Annotated in this window: 13 protein-coding genes; 2 read left to right on the forward strand and 11 right to left on the reverse strand. The window is 40.0% G+C overall.

Going from position 1 to position 16162, the window contains the following annotated elements:
- Positions 1–81: 81 nt before the first annotated feature.
- The 3 genes from cccB to M3166_RS13385 form a co-directional block, all read right to left on the reverse strand.
- Positions 82–393, reverse strand: coding sequence for a cytochrome c551 (gene cccB / locus M3166_RS13375; RefSeq protein WP_014822762.1), 312 nt, complete (start codon positions 391–393; stop codon positions 82–84).
- A gap of 51 nt (positions 394–444) precedes the next feature.
- Entirely contained in the window at positions 445–1299 is an 855-nt protein-coding gene (locus M3166_RS13380; RefSeq protein WP_251690347.1) for a YitT family protein, read from the reverse strand.
- Positions 1300–1416: 117 nt separating this feature from the next.
- Positions 1417–2655, reverse strand: coding sequence for an EAL and HDOD domain-containing protein (locus M3166_RS13385; protein ID WP_251690349.1), 1239 nt, complete (start codon positions 2653–2655; stop codon positions 1417–1419).
- Between the two features lie 119 nt (positions 2656–2774).
- On the opposite strand from M3166_RS13385, the gene M3166_RS13390 reads away from it, so the two are divergent.
- Complete coding sequence (locus tag M3166_RS13390; RefSeq protein ID WP_251690350.1) at positions 2775–3551, forward strand: enoyl-CoA hydratase-related protein; 777 nt, start codon at positions 2775–2777, stop codon at positions 3549–3551.
- A gap of 53 nt (positions 3552–3604) precedes the next feature.
- Here the strand turns inward: M3166_RS13390 and M3166_RS13395 are convergent, their stop codons facing one another.
- The 7 genes from M3166_RS13395 to M3166_RS13425 form a co-directional block, all read right to left on the reverse strand.
- Positions 3605–5578, reverse strand: a complete 1974-nt coding sequence (locus M3166_RS13395) for a S9 family peptidase (RefSeq protein WP_251690352.1) — start codon at positions 5576–5578, stop codon at positions 3605–3607.
- Positions 5579–6227: 649 nt separating this feature from the next.
- Positions 6228–7778, reverse strand: a complete 1551-nt coding sequence (locus M3166_RS13400; protein WP_251690354.1) for a fatty acid--CoA ligase family protein — start codon at positions 7776–7778, stop codon at positions 6228–6230.
- Between the two features lie 138 nt (positions 7779–7916).
- A complete protein-coding gene (locus tag M3166_RS13405; RefSeq protein WP_251690356.1) occupies positions 7917–9851 on the reverse strand; it encodes an FtsX-like permease family protein in 1935 nt (644 codons plus the stop codon).
- Positions 9823–10596: an ABC transporter ATP-binding protein gene (locus M3166_RS13410; protein WP_251690358.1), complete on the reverse strand. Its 774-nt coding sequence runs from the start codon at positions 10594–10596 to the stop codon at positions 9823–9825. Before M3166_RS13410 ends, M3166_RS13405 begins: the two co-directional genes overlap by 29 nt.
- Before the next feature lie 48 nt (positions 10597–10644).
- Positions 10645–11628 carry a sensor histidine kinase gene (locus M3166_RS13415; RefSeq protein ID WP_251690359.1) on the reverse strand — a complete coding sequence of 328 codons (984 nt, stop codon included), beginning with the start codon at positions 11626–11628 and terminating at the stop codon, positions 10645–10647.
- On the reverse strand, positions 11628–12332 hold the full coding sequence (locus tag M3166_RS13420; RefSeq protein WP_251690361.1) for a response regulator transcription factor: 705 nt from the start codon (positions 12330–12332) through the stop codon (positions 11628–11630). Before M3166_RS13420 ends, M3166_RS13415 begins: the two co-directional genes overlap by 1 nt.
- Before the next feature lie 156 nt (positions 12333–12488).
- On the reverse strand, positions 12489–13481 hold the full coding sequence (locus M3166_RS13425; protein ID WP_251690363.1) for a lipoate--protein ligase: 993 nt from the start codon (positions 13479–13481) through the stop codon (positions 12489–12491).
- 139 nt (positions 13482–13620) lie between these two features.
- On the opposite strand from M3166_RS13425, the gene yhfH reads away from it, so the two are divergent.
- A complete protein-coding gene (gene yhfH, locus M3166_RS13430; RefSeq protein WP_251690365.1) occupies positions 13621–13746 on the forward strand; it encodes a protein YhfH in 126 nt (41 codons plus the stop codon).
- A gap of 164 nt (positions 13747–13910) precedes the next feature.
- Here the strand turns inward: yhfH and M3166_RS13435 are convergent, their stop codons facing one another.
- A complete protein-coding gene (locus tag M3166_RS13435; RefSeq protein WP_251690367.1) occupies positions 13911–16097 on the reverse strand; it encodes a YhgE/Pip family protein in 2187 nt (728 codons plus the stop codon).
- Positions 16098–16162: the final 65 nt, after the last annotated feature.

A 16162-nucleotide genomic window follows, 5' to 3' on the forward strand; every position in this document is an offset into this window, starting at 1 on the left:
TATCAATCACATTAACTGGTCATTCGCTGAAAAGGTAAAAAAAGATGAAGCAAATAAAGCTCCATCTTTTTTATGTATAAATTACTTTAATGTGGATAAATATTCTGCAGCTGCTTCCGCCTTTTCGCCTTTAACAATTCCACCAGGCATACGGTCTTTACCATTTAAAATAATATCCAAAATCTCTTCTTCCGAATATTTAGCCCCTAATTGATTCAGCGCTGGCGCATTGCCGCCTTGTAATTGACCGCCATGGCATGTTGCGCATGATTGCTGAACAACACTTTTCCCGTCGATTTCAGCTGTTTCGCCGTTTGAAGCCGAATCATCTCCACCGCATGCAGCAAGGAAAATTGCTGAACCGAAAACTAATGTAAGTAAACTCTTTTTCATTCTGAACCCCTCCAAAAATGAACTTTTATTCCACTACTGATTATAACAAACTTATACTTTTTTGAAACCTTCGCCTAGCACTTCATAGGCGTCCGAAACGATGACAAATGCTTGAGGATCAACGGTTTTCAATACTTGTTTCAACCTTGTGAACTCTGTTTGATAAACAACGACCATTAAAACCGGGCGCTCCTCACCTGTATACCCGCCAAATGCCGGAAGCCTTGTAATCCCGCGATTGATCTCTTTATAAATCGCATCGCGCACATCCGTTTCTTTTTGTGTAATAATGTAAACCATTTTTGATTGGCTAAAACCAAGCTGTACAATATCAATCGTTTTTGTCGTGACATATAGACCAATTAACGCATACAGTCCTTTTTCCAGGTCAAATACAATTGCCGCACTAACCGCGATCAGGCCATCGATGAACAGTACACTTGTCCCTAATGTTAAACCTGTATATTTTGTAATAATTTGAGCAAGTAAATCCGTACCGCCAGTTGAAGCATTCCCTTTAAAAACAAGTCCTATCCCTAAACCGACTACAATCCCGCCAAAGATAGCCCCTAATAACGGGTTCAGTGTCCAGGGATCCCAGCTCTCAGTTAATATAACGAAGAAAGGAAGAGCAATCGTACCAATAAAGGATTTAATCCCGAATTTTTTCCCTAGTACAAGCACGCCTGCGATAAATAAAGGAATATTGAATGCATACTGAACAATCCCGGCATTCCACCCGAACATACCATGCAGGATTGTACTGATCCCGCTTACTCCGCCGGATGCGACCTGATTTGGAAATAAAAACACATTAAAGCCGAACGCAATGACCGCTGCGCCGACAATGACAAATACATATTCCATTACACTGCTTTTCACTGAACTCTGTGAGCTATATGTCATACAAATCCTCGCTTCTTTTGTAAATTCCATTGAATTATAACAAATCCTACATTAAATGAGAACTTCATCTAACTAAAGGAAAAGCGCCCCATAAAAGGACGCATTCTCTTCTGCTTTTTATTGGATTATTAATGCCTCGTCAACCCATACTGTCACTTCTTCATACATCGGCAAAAGCCCGTCGACAGGTATGTTTAATTGCCGGGATAATGGAATAATGCCTTCCCAGTCCAATTTACTTAAAGCGGTAGCAAACTGTAAATACGGCGTCATCTCCGTATGTTCACCTGAGATTGTTTCCAAAATCGTTTCCGATAGCGGCAACTGCGTAACGATTGCACTCATCGGCCGTTTCAGTAAAGAATCAATCAATGAAAACAGACCGACTAAAAAATACTCCGAGAAATTCTTTTTGTAATTCAGGCGGGCAATTTTTTCACACACTTTCGCTCTGAACAAGGATGCATACATTAACTCCTGAAATACATCTTTATTTCGATTCACGTCGGATTCACGCATCGCCAGTAAATATATCCATCTTCGTAACTCCGTTAACCCTAGTAATAAAATGGCCTGCTTAATCGAGCGAACTTTCGTTTTCGAACGTCTTGACGAACCATTGATTAATTTGAGCAACCGGTAGGATAATGAAATTTCCCGTTCGATATTGTTCGCCAATACATCAATATTTGCTTCATCATCCCGCAACAACGAGATGATCTGGAAATACTGAAACAGGTTTGCCGGTATATCGGTAGCCGTTAGTATTTGCGGTTTTTCAAAGAAATAGCCTTGGAATAAAAAATAACCGGATTCTTTGGCCATTTCATACTGCTCACGCGTCTCTACTTTTTCTGCCAATAGTTTAATATGAGGAAATTTCATTTTAATAGTATTTTCAATTTCCACTCTCTCATTTTCATCTGTATGTAAAAAATCGATTTTAATATAATCAATGTACCGAAAGAGCTCATCATAAATCAGTACTTCTTTATTCATAACAAAATCATCAAGTGCAATTTTATTTCCCGCGTTCTTTAATTGTTTGAGCCGTTCGATTAACGCGATTGTAATCGGAATATCTTCCAATATTTCAATGACAATTTGTTCTTCCTCAATAATATCCAAGGATTCCTGCATAATCAGGTTTTCCGTAAAATTAATGAATAACGGCTTTCCATTCGCTATTTCTTTAATGCCAATCGAAAGAAATGAATTGATGATCAGCTCAACGGTTGCTTTATCTGCATCAATATTCGGAAACTGGTTGGTGTAATTATTTCGATACAACAACTCATATGCTACGATTTTTTCATGTTTGTTAAATATAGGTTGTCGCCCAACAAATACTTCCATTTTGTAAATTCCCCAATACTCGTTTATTTTCTCTCTATTTATTATGAAAATTGCTGTTATTTTGCAATTTTCCAATGTACTATAAAACTAGATTAACAAAATTCAAGGAGGCAGTAAATGTGAACACTGTAAAATACGAGCAAAAAGACTTTATTGCATATGTAACACTTGATCGCCCCGATATGTTAAACGCTTTTAACTATGAAATGTTGGAACAATTACGCAATGTTATTGAATCCATTCAAATCCACCCAGATATTCGTCTTGTCATCATTACAGGATCTGGTGATAAAGCCTTTTCGGTTGGTGCGGACTTAAAAGAACGTAAAACATTGCCGGATACACTTGTGAAACGCAACTTAAACCGGTTCGGGGAAGTATTTTCCCTCATTGAGCAATTACCGCAACCGACGATTTGTGTATTAAACGGATATGCCTTTGGTGGCGGACTTGAGCTTGCACTTGCTTGCGATTTCCGTATTGCTGCCGAAACCGTTTCACTAGGCTTAACGGAAACAGGCTTAGGCATTATTCCGGGAGCTGGCGGAACACAGCGATTGCCGCGCTTAATCGGTGAAGCGAAAGCATTGGAGCTCATTTTGACTGCAAAACGGATGACTGCACATGAAGCACTTGACTATGGTGTCGTTACGAAAGTGGCACCGGTCGAAAGTTTACATGAAGTGACAGCCGACTTTGCCGCACTTATTTTACGCAATGCGCCAATTGCGATACAGCAAGCTAAATTTGCTGTAAAACAAGGGATGAAAACAGATATTCAAACAGGTCTTCAAATCGAACGAAAAGCATACGAACTGACAATCCCTACTGAAGACCGTATTGAAGCACTGAATGCATTCGCCGAAAAAAGAACACCACAGTTTAAAGGAAGATAAATTTATACTATAGAAAACAGGGCCCCCTCTAATAGGAAGCCCTGTTTTATCTTTTACAAGTATTTCTCAAACCATCCTGTAATTTGCTCAAGTCGCTCTAATCGCAAGTTCGGGATACCTGTACGTGATAAGTTATGGTCACATTCAGGGAAACGGACGAAACCGACTTCTTTGCCCATTTTCTTAAGCGTAATATAAAGTTGCTCTGCCTGCTCAATCGGGCAGCGGAAATCACGTTCACTGTGCAAAATAAGGAGTGGTGTTTCCACATTAGCCGCATATTTTAATGGTGAATGGTGCCACAGTTTTTCTACATCATTCATATCTGCGAGCATTTGCCATTCCGAGAAATAATAACCGATATCCGATACGCCGTAGAAGCTGATCCAGTTTGATATTGAACGTTGGGTAACAGCTGCTTTAAAGCGATTCGTATGACCAACAACCCAGTTCGTCATAAAGCCGCCATAGCTTCCTCCAGTAATCCCTAAACGTGACTCATCGATCCATGCATAGTTTTCCAGTGCATAATCAACACCAGCCATAATATCTTCATAGTCCCCATCACCATAATTACCGCGCACACCATCAACAAATTCCTGGCTGTAGCCATGACTGCCTCGTGGGTTCACATAAAGCACACCATACCCTTTCGCCGCCAATAGCTGCATCTCATGGAAAAACGTATTCGCATATAAAGTATGCGGTCCGCCGTGTACTTCAACAATTAATGGATATTTTTCTCCTTCTGTATACTGTGCAGGCTTCATAATCCAGCCATGTACAGTCAAACCATCTTTTGATGTATACGAAATCGCTTCCGGTTCTGACAGCGTAGTCTCATTTAAAAACTTTTCGTTAAATGTTGTTAACTGCTTGCGCTCACCTGTTGTAATATCAAAGTCAAACAGCTCCCCAGGGAATGTTCCATTGGATACCGTCAATAATGCACGGTTGCCGTTTTTAAAGATTGCATAGCCGTATACATGCTCATTTTCCGGTGACGCAGGGTAAAGTGCGCCCTCCAATGTTGCATAATATAAGCGGATATCCCCTTCAGAAGATACTTGGAAATACAAATCATTGTTTTCCGTCCATACTACAGATGGAGCTGATACATCTTGCTGAATATCCGCAACCGCATAGTCGCCAACCGGCAAGTCCAGCATTTCCGTCAGCTTTTGTGTTGTTTTCGTTTCTGTATCATAAATATAAACATGGCCATGTGTAGCATTTCTGAATGTATGATCCGAACCGCCAAATGCAATGTAGCGGTCATCAAATGAAAACTCAGCACCGCCAAAGTAGCCCTCTTCATCCATTAGAACTGTTTCTGCTTTCGTATCTACATCAACAAGGTATAGCGGTGTACGGAATACATTATCCGTATTTTCTTCACGGTTCACACCGATCACCAATGTTTTCCCGTCATGTGAAATGCCTTGTAAGCTATGTGAAAAATCGCCTTCTGTAAATGTACTTACTTCTTTCGTCGCTAAATCAACAGCAGCAATTTGTGTATAGCGGTTCTGTTTTAATAAACCTACACTGTCTGCTTTGTATTTCATTTTATCCACGACATAGGCTTTCGGGAATTTCGTGTCTTCCTTTTCTTCCTCTTTCGTAATATCCAGCCCTTTTTTAATAGTGCTCGTAATCCAAACCTTTTCACCACATGGACTCCATAAAAATGAATTGACGCCGTTTGGTAGTGTCGTCATTTCCTGTGCTTCCCCGCCACGGCGGTTTAATATGTATAGTTGCTGTTTTTCATTGCGTTTCACTAAAAATGCGACTTGTTTGCCATCTGGTGACCACTCGGGACTCGTCACACGTTCATTGCCGTAAGTCCATTGCGTTGTTTCCTCAGATTCCAAGTCGATATGGAACAAATGGGCATTGTAATTATTTTCTTCTTTATTGATCTCTGTTCTGATAAATACCGCCTCTTGCTCATTTGGCGCAAGTACCGGATTTGTAATGGATTGAATTTCGAATAAGCTTTCTTTTGTAATATACTTCGTCATTAAAACACCTCTTCATTTATTTCGATTCCCGTAATAATAATGTACCATCTTTTATTTGAAATTTCAAAATATAAATATATAAGATATAAGTTTAAATCCTCTTCTCATAGGGCTTCTTATTTAGTTCCGGTTTTCTTTGGCGGGAGCCGCATAGCAGCAGTAAAGGCACGCCGTAAACGTCGAACCTTTACTGCTGCTATTATTGCGGCTTGGGACTCCCGCCAAATCAATAGTGTCCGGCTCTAAACCGTAACGCCCTTTAGTCGGCGCTTACAGTGGTAGGCGCCGGTTCTACGCACAAAGTTAATCTTTCTTTATAAAAAAATGATAGCCCTTGTTACAAAAAATATTTCTCCTTTCTAAAAAAGGAGATACTTTATGAGAAAGTAGGCGCCTTGCAAATGCACAGCGCCTCCCTATATAAGCAACGATTGAAACAACGGTACTTTATGATTGGCGGGCGTCTTAAAAAGCACGAAGAAAAGTCGCAAAGACATGTGCAACATGGCTTGGTGACTTTTGTGCTTAGCCCGCCAATAACCACCGGAACATTATAAGAAGCTTTATGAGGACAATCCCTCAACCGGCACCCTTTTATTTTCCAATTTTCAAAAAACACCCGCCACAAAGTATGGCAGGTGTTGGAATGTTATGTTCTTGCGATTTCTTTTAACGAACGGCGCAGAATTTTGCCTGTTGTGTTTTTTGGCAGCTCGTCCAAAATTTCAATAACAGTCGGCACTTTGTATTTCACAATACGGTCTGCACAAAATTCGCGAATCGCTTCTATAGTTAAAGTCGGATCCTTTAACACAACGTAAGCATGTACCGCCTCACCAAAATCCGGATCCGGGAAGCCAACGACTGCCGCTTCGACAATGCCTTCATGTGAGAACAATACTTCTTCTACTTCACGAGGATAAACATTGTAACCGCCTACAATTATCATATCCTTTTTGCGGTCCACGATATAGAAGTAACCTTCCTCGTCTTTTCTTGCTAAGTCACCTGTATATAACCAGCCATCGCGAATCGTAACTGCTGTTTCTTCCGGCATGTTGTAATAGCCTTTCATGACATTCGGTCCGCGCACGATCAGCTCGCCTACTTCCCCAACGCCCACTTCATCACCATTTTCGTCGACCACTTTATTTTCCACATTGCTGATCGACTGTCCGATTGAGCCTGGTTTACGCTCACGGTCTGTTGGGTTGAAACAAGTAACAGGTGAAGCTTCAGATAAGCCATATCCTTCAGAAATTCGTACATTGAACTTTTGCTCAAAGTTATGCAGCAATGATACAGGTAATGAAGCACCACCTGAAATTGCTAAACGAATTGTCGAGAATGCGGCAACATCCGCTTTGTCATATTGATAAAGGAAATTGTACATCGTCGGAACGCCGGCAAATACTGTTGCTTTATAAGTTGAAATCATCTCGAAAATTTCTCCCGGACTAAAGCGTGGCGCTAATAAGATCGTTGCTCCGCGTGTTAACGGTGAATTGACAACTACCGTTAATGCAAAGACGTGGAAAACCGGCAATGTCGCTACAATACGGTCTTCTGATGTCATTTTTAAGTAATCGCCAATATCTCTGGCATTTGAGAATAAATTGTTATGTGTCAGCATGGCACCTTTCGGATGACCTGTCGTACCGGAAGTATATAGAATAATGGCCGTATCATCCGGCGCTACTTCTACTGGATCCGTTGTACGTGCTGTTGTTGCTAATACTTGTGAAAACAGCTTCGTCTTTTCTTTTGCATCATCTGAAAGCGCGGCATATTTTTCACCGATGTCTTCTGTTGTTTCGCAAATGATATATTGTTCTACTTGTGGGAATCTATGCACCCCTGCTTCCACAAGCGGTAATAATAAATCAAGTGCGATGACAACCTTTACATCACCATTTTGGATAATGTATGAAATTTCATCTGCTGTATAGATTGGATTAATCGGAATTGCCACAGCACCAATACGCATTGATGCGTATAAACTGATGATGAAATGCGGTGTATTGCCTAATAAAAACGCGATATGGTCGCCTTTTTTTACACCTAAATCTTCCAAAGCAGCTGCAAACCGTGCAACCGATTGCTCCAATTCACCGTAAGATGTGCCTTTACCTAAAAAGTAGTACGCTGTTTTTTCTGGTTGTTCGAAAGCTTGTTGTCTTACCTTTTCAACTAAATTCAATACACCCATCCCCCTATGCGTAAAATGAAAAAATATTCACTCTATTAGCATTATAGAATAAGTATATTAATAAAACAATATGAAAATCTCGTTTATTCACAAATATTGTACTAAAATCATTTTTTCTCTATTTCGAACTCACACGCGCACATGTGAAATATAACGCCAGCGGATTAGGAAAAAGTAGACAATTTGGATTAGGGCAAACATTGTAAACGAAAATACAACTTCTTTTACGATTGATAAATTCATGACATCGTTCAGTACAGCTTGCACAACGTAGAACGCAAATGCACTATGTACAAAGGCTAATCCCCATGGCAGGAAAAATTGAATCATTAAATTTCTCGTAATAAGGCGCTTCAGTTCTTTACCGCTTAACCCTACTTTAATGAGCATATCGAACTGCTTCTTCTCTCGGTCCAAGTTTGCATATATTTTAAAATAAACAAAACTTCCCGACGCAAGTAGAAACACAGCTACTACTAATATACCGATGAGTGTTAATAAAGAATACGTAGCTAATATATAAGAATAATTTAATCCTGCATTCTCAAAGTAAAACGGCAACGTATATTCACTGTTAATCAGATAATCGCGGGCGACCATCTGCTGAATATCAATTCCGACATTTTCCGTTTCGGTCCAGTTAGGAATATCAAACGTAAATAAGTGATAGCCAGGCTCGACATATGGTGCCATTTCAAACTCATTTGTCAGTTTTTCAAAGTCTTCATCACTAATAATGATGGAGTTACTGCTAATTATAGCCGTCGGGAAAAACATCTTCGGGTACACACTGTTAATCGTCAGGTCCACATTATTTTCCTTCAGCACCGTCTTTACTTCCGTCTTCTCCAGCTTTTCAATCGAATCTTCCGAATATGGGATGAACATTGCTTCCCCGCTTTTTAAATCCACTAGAGGATATTTATATGAAAACAGCAGATGGTTAATATCCGTTTCCCGGAAAACTTCCACCGGATTCGATGTATACGATGATGTTTGACGCATAACAGTAAAGCGCGTCATATGATAACTGATGTCATTATACTCAAGCTCATCGATTATGGATAAAATATGTTCAATTTCATAAGGGTTATCCATTTCCCCTTTATACATAAGACCGATTGGGTTGATTTTGTCATACTGTGATGTATAGGAAGACATCGCCGATAAAACACCGACCGTTAAAAAGGCAAGTGTCGAGACGAGTGTCACAATGAAAAACATGCGTGAATTAAAACGTAAAATCTGCACCTGTTCAGCGATCGCCAGCATACGTGCCCGTTTCCAGTAAAACTGCTTATGCCCCTTCAACCGGTCAATAATATAAAGTGTCGTATCTGAAAAGAAATAGTACGTCCCCAATGTCACAAAAACAGGGATCAGTAACGTATACGAAAAAATAGATGACTTCGTTGTAATAAGTGCAAGACCGTATCCACATAAAATGAGGATGATTCCTAAAATGGCATTTCGCTTTGAATAGGTCGCTGCAGCATCCACAAACTTTGGTCCTCTTATGAAGTTCCGTATTTTAATGTCCGGCGTAAACAGAATGCTCAACGTCGAGATGACAACAAATGCGCTTAAATAAACGAATAAAGTCAGTACAAATGGCTCCCATGACAAATAGAGCGGCAACGCATTTAAATTTAAAATTTCACGGACAATCATAAAGAAAAACTTCGAAAACGCGAACCCGAAAACAATACCGGAAATACAGGAAAAAATCCCGATTGTCATTGTTTCGATGATCACCAGTTTTCCTAACTGATTCCGGTCCATGCCAAGATGAAGCAAAATCGCAAACTCTTTAGACCGCGCTTCCAAAAAGGCACGCATCGAGTAAAAAATAAAAAACCATGAAAACAGCACAAGAACGATTTCAGCAAAAACCATTCCGGCGATCGATACTTCTCCTAAAAAACCACGTTCGATTTCCGGATGAAACATGAGCATCGAATAAATAAAGAACACAAAAACACTGAAAAAGCTGGCCATAAAGAAGGCGGCATAGTTACGAAAATTCCGGAAAACGTTACGGTAAGCGAATTGAAGAAAAGTCACCTACATGTCCCCCTAATAAACTTAATACATTTAAAATACGCTGGAAAAATGTTTGGCGACGATCATCTGTATATATTTCATTGAAAAACTCGCCGTCTTTAATAAAAATTACACGATCGCAATAACTCGCCGCAATCGGATCATGTGTCACCATTAAAATCGTCGTATCGTTTTCTTTATTCATTCTTGCTAAGAGCTCAAGCACTTCTCGCGATGCATTCGAATCCAGATTTCCTGTAGGCTCATCGGCTAAAACGAGCATCGGATGATGGATCAGTGCACGTGCAATTGCTGTTCTTTGGGCTTGTCCTCCTGATATTTCATTCGGACGCTTCATTAAAATTGACGTTAAATCAAGCAGCTCACTTAAATATTGCAGCCGTTCCTCCATGACAGATATCGGCTGTTCATCAATTGTCAGCGGTAAAATGATATTTTCCTCCACCGTCAATGTCGGCAGCAGATTAAAATCCTGAAAGACGAAACCTAGCTGGCGGCGTCTGAAATAGGCAAGTTCCTCACTATTAAGCTTTTGCGGTTTCATCCCATTAAAAACAATCTCGCCGGATGTCAGCGTATCGATCATGGATACCATATTTAACAACGTCGTTTTCCCGCTGCCGGATGGGCCCATAATTGCGACAAACTCACCCTTTTCCACTTCAAAACTAAGCTGGTTGAGTGCTCGCTTCGTCACTTTTCCTTCATATACTTTCGTAGCATCTTGTATTTGTAAAATAGACATAGTAACTCCTTTTAACCAAGTCTGTTTCTTTCAATCAATAATAATCCCTCATGACTGAAAAATCACTTCAATTTGTGTACCTTTACCAACTTCCGATGTAATCAAAAGCTGGTGTCCGAGCTTATCACAAATCTCCTTTGCGATATAGAGTCCCATGCCGGTAGATTCTCCAGTTTTCCGGCCGTTTTCACCGGTAAAGAATGCCTTCATTACACGGGGTAAATCAGATTTAGGAATGCCGACCCCTTCATCACGGATGAGCAAGTGGACATGCTGTTCTTTTTGCACTGCCGTAATATACAACTTTTTATTCGGCTCAAATGTATATTTCACCGCGTTTGTAATGAACTGTCCAATAAGGAAGTTCAGCCATTTTATATCGCTCATTACGATTAAATCTTCATCGATGTTCACTTCCGGAAATACTCGGTTGGCGATAAACAGACGTTTATTGTCATTAACATTTGCCATGATTGCCGATTTAAGCTGCACTTTTCCGATTTGCATATCATCCGAAAAGTTTTCCAGACGTGCATTCACTAAAACCATTTCAAGACCGCGCTTCAAACGTTCGACCTCTTCCTGCACACTTTTTTTATCCAGCTCTTCTTCTTGCTGCAGCAAAAGCTCCAAAACAGAGACAGGGGTTTTCATCTGGTGTACCCACTGGTTCATAAATTTATATTGTCTGGACTGTGTCGCATAAAGCGCCTGTACTTCATGCTGATACAATTTGTACAGCTCATGCAAATAACGCTCTGTCTCCATGTATTCCGTTGTTTTCGCATTCTTTTGAAGCGCGTCCTCCATCGTTTGCGGCAGCGTGGAAATCTTCGCCAAATAACGGCGCCTCAACATATAGCGCACGACTAAAAATGAGACGATTAAAAGAAGGCTGATTGCAATCGCATAAATGGCCGTAGTGACACTACGAAAGCCATCAAGCCAAAATAATGTAAGTAAAAATAATGTAAGGGCGATTTGAAAAATCAGGTAGGAAAGATGCTCCTTCACAAATAATTTAATCGCCATTACATTTCCTCCGAGCTTAATAAGAAGCGGTACCCTGCTCCGCGCACTGTTTCAATAACAGATGAAATGCCATAATCGGCCAGCTTCTTTCGAACACGCGTCATATTTACATTTAACGTGTTTTCATCAACAAATGCCTGATCATCCCACAATTCCTCCAACAGCTGTTCGCGTGACACCACTTTTGGCGCCTGTCCCATTAATAATCCTAAAATTACACATTCCTTCTTTTGAAGCGGAACGACAAGATCTTTCAATTGAAGTTCCATCCGTTCCAAATACAATGTAAGCTGTCCTTGTACAATTTTCCGCTCTTCCTGTCTTGCAGAATATTCTCCATATGTACGACGTAAATGGCTGCGAATTTTAGCAAGTACGATTTCATAGTTAAACGGCTTCGTTATAAAATCATCTCCGCCGTTTTCCAATGCAAATATTTGGTCCATTTCCCCCGAGCGAGCAGAGATAAATAAAATCGGACATTTCGTAAATTGTCTCAGCTCCCGGCACCAATAGTATCCATCATAGGAAGGTAAATTAATATCGAGTAAAATTATATGAGGAGAAAATGCTAAGCATTGTTCCATTAATGAATCAAAGTCTTTAATTGTTTCGACTTCATACTGGTATTTTCTTAATGTGTCTGCGAGTAGTGCAGCTATTTTAGGATCATCCTCAACGATGAAAATTCGATGTTTTTCCATCTGAATGACCTCCTTTTCAATAGGTTTCCAACTAAAATATCCCTACATAAGTTAATTGTTCATATTGTTCCATTGTATCAAAAAAAGGGGGCTCCCGAAAACAGGAGCCTCCTTTTCTACACTCACTATTACGTTCATGATGACTGACAGAAGCTGCTAGTAAATTAAATGAAGGAAATCCTCTTCCGTAATCCCGCCAAAGTATACCGGGATTTCAATATCTTTCAGCTTTTCTGCAATTGCGGCACGGTCATATTTCGTCCCGACCAATAATTCAGCGACCTCATCTACATCACCGACACCAAAGAAATCTCCAAAAATTTTCGCCTCTTCAATAACACCTTTATTCACTTCTAAGCGAATATCCAAGCTTCCTGAAGGGTAACGCTTCGTTTTTTGAATGTTAAAGCGCGGTGATTTCCCGTAATTCCACTCCCATAACTGGTAACGGTTTTTTGAAATTTCATGGATCTTTTCCCAATCTTCTTCGGTAAGCTCGTAGTATTGAATATTTTCCTCGCCACCGAAAATCGATTTTAAAATCTCCATACGGAACTCTTCTACCGTAATTTTTTCAGGAAGGAAATCAATGATGTTCGCAACACGCGAGCGCACTGATTTGATTCCTTTTGATTCAATCTTGTCCTGTTTTACTTTAAGTGAGTTCACGACAGCGTCAATATCAAGATTGAACATAAGTGTCCCATGGCTGAACATGCGGCCACGTGTCGAATATTGGGCATTGCCGGAAACCTTTTTTCCTTCAGCCAAAATATCGTTACGGCCTGAAAGCTCAGAGTTAACCCCTAATTTTGCAAGTGCATCAACAACAGGCTGTGTGAATTTTTTATAGTTGCTGAAGCTGTTGCCGTCATCCTTTGTCAGGAAGCTGAAGTTCAGATTGTTTAAATCATGATAAACTGCCCCACCGCCGGAAAGACGACGTACTACAATGATTCCGTTTTCTTCAACGTAATCTGTGTTGATTTCTTCGATCGTGTTTTGATTTTTTCCGATGATAATCGAAGGCTGATTAATATAGAACAGTAAAAAATCATCCTTTTCGATATCCATGTTTTTCAGTATATACTCTTCTATTGCCAGGTTTATACGCGGATCTGTAATTCCTTTATTATCGATAAAATACAAGAGGCTCACTCCTTCAAAAATCGTCCATTTATATTTTAACTTAATTTAGGCATTTTGTGTTGACGAATTAAATCTGTTATAATACAATACATTATATAAACAGAAGTAATATAACAGAAACTTAAAGGAGGCATGCACAATGTTAGAAAACGTAGTGGAATTTTTCAAGAATTTACCTGATAAAATTTGCGTTCAATGCGGTGATAGAATCGAAGAACAAAGCGAATGCTACAGCAACAATTGTGATAAATGTAACTCTCTTTAATTCTTTACACACTGTTTAATTCGCATTACTGACAACCTTCATCTTAGAAATAGGATGAACCTATAATAGCTTACTTGAACCACGGGCTTGCTCAATGCTCGTGGTTTTTTCTGTATAAAAAAAGCATGGCCTCAACGGAAAACCCGAGTCCATGCTTTTTCTTTTTATAGTTCTGTTTGTTGATTTGAATAACGTTTTTTATAAAGCAATGCAAAATAACCGAACGTGATTGCTAAGCATGAAATCATAACTGCACCTAAAATTGACCAGTTGAACATTAGGAATGATGTATCACCAGTTGAAATGGCTGCTTTGAAGCCTTGTACAGAAAATGTCATCGGTAAAATTTTATTGAAGAAATGCAATTGCTCTGGTACTAGCTCAATCGGGAATGTCCCTGCACTTGTTGTTAATTGAAGAATCAACACGACGATGGCAATAAATCGTCCTGGATCACCAAACACAGATACAAGCAATTGAACCATAGCTAAAAATGTAAAGCTAGTTATAATTGTTGTCAGTATGAACTGCGGCATATTATTTACCTCAAGTCCAAGTCCCCAAACGACAATTGCAATCGTTATAAATGACTGCACCAATCCAACACCGATTAATACAGTTACTTTACTTACAAACCAGCTTGCACTGTTTTTCGGAATAATGGCTGGTTCAACTAATGGGAATACAATCGAAATTAATAATGCCCCAACGAATAATCCTAAAGAAATAAAGTATGGTGCAAAACCTGTACCATAATTCGGTACATGGTTTACGGAATCTTTTTCGACTTCTACTGGAGAACCGACCATATTATACGTATCTTCAGTCGGATTTACAGCGGCTTTTTCGCCTGCTTCCGCCAATTTTTCAGATAAAGTTGTCGTACCATCCTTCAATTCTTTCGTGCCATCCGCTAAAGTAGTAGAACCTTGTGCCAACTCACCTGACTTTTCTGCCAATAAGCTAGTACCGTCATATAATTTATTCGAACCATCAACTAATGTGTTCAAACCTTGCGCTAATGTGTTGGCACCTGTTGCAGCACTTGATGCGCCTGCTGTTAGTTCATTTAGTTTTCCGGCGATTGTTGTATTGCCTTGTGCTAATGAATTGGCACCCTCTATTAGCTGAGCTGAATTTTGCTGTAATTGTGCAACACCTGCTGTTACTTGTTGTTGCCCTGCATTTAATTTACTTGCACCATCACTGATTGCCGCAATTTTATCGTCCAATCCGTTTGTTCCTGCGTGCAGCTGGCTTAAACCGCCACTTACTTGTTTACTGCCTTCTTGCAGTTGCCCTAGTGCGGCTTTTAATGCTGCTTGATTTTCTTCAGGCAACATTGGTAATATCGCTTCAAGTTGACCCGCCAATTGATCCATACCGCCTGCTACATTAGCTGAACCATCTGCGAGCGCTTTTACTTTGTCATCGATATTCGCTGTACCTTGTGTTAATAATTTCAGATTTTCAGCTAAGCTTGCCTGACCGGATGTGATGTCCTTTTGTCCGTTTGCTACTTGTGCAACACCACCCGTATAGCTTTCAATACCTTGCTGCAATGTATTGGCGCCATCTGCTGCAGATTTTGCTCCTGTTTCAAGTTGGCTGCTGCCATCCGCAATTTTTGCTACACCTGCCGCCAGATCGGCAGCACCTTTCGCAGCATTTTTAGCACCGGCAACTAAAGCGTCCGTACCATCAGATAATTGAACAGAGCTTGATGCCAATTGTTCTAAATAGCCTTTCAGCTCATCAGCGCCATCCGCCAGCTTCGCGGCACCTTCATCCAGTTCCCCTGCTCCATCTGCTGCCTCGGTAAAACCGTCACCAAGCTGCGTAATGGAATCAAATAATTTTTCTGCATATGTTGCTGAAACTTGCGTATTTACTTCCGCTTTTATGCGATCCATTGCAGTTTCACCAATTTGTGCTCCTAAAAAGTTGAAGCCTTCATTTGGAATATAATCAATAACCAATTTTTGTGGTTCTTCATCTAATAATGTAGTTGCATGTTCAGAGAAGTTTTCCGGAATTTTAATTAAGATATAATATTTTTGATCCTTTAATTTTTGGTCCGCTTCCTTTGCATCAACTTCCTCAAATCGGAATTGCTCGCTACCTATCAGCTTATCGACCAATGTTTGACCGAGCTCCATTGTTTCCTCATCCATCACAGCACCTTTGTCTTCATTGACAACGGCAACCGGCAAGTCCTTTAAGTTGGCATATGGATCCCAAAATGCCCATAAGAACATCCCGCTGTACATAACAGGAACAAATAGAACGGCAATAACTGAAATAAGCATTTTCTTTGTTTTAAAAATCTTCAGCCATTCTGCTTTTATCACACTAATTTCCTCCTTCTAAAACTATATGACCAATATCGTTTTTCGGTCATTTCATGGTAAAAAGA

Source organism: Solibacillus isronensis (assembly GCF_023715405.1).
GTDB lineage: Bacteria > Bacillota > Bacilli > Bacillales_A > Planococcaceae > Solibacillus > Solibacillus isronensis_B.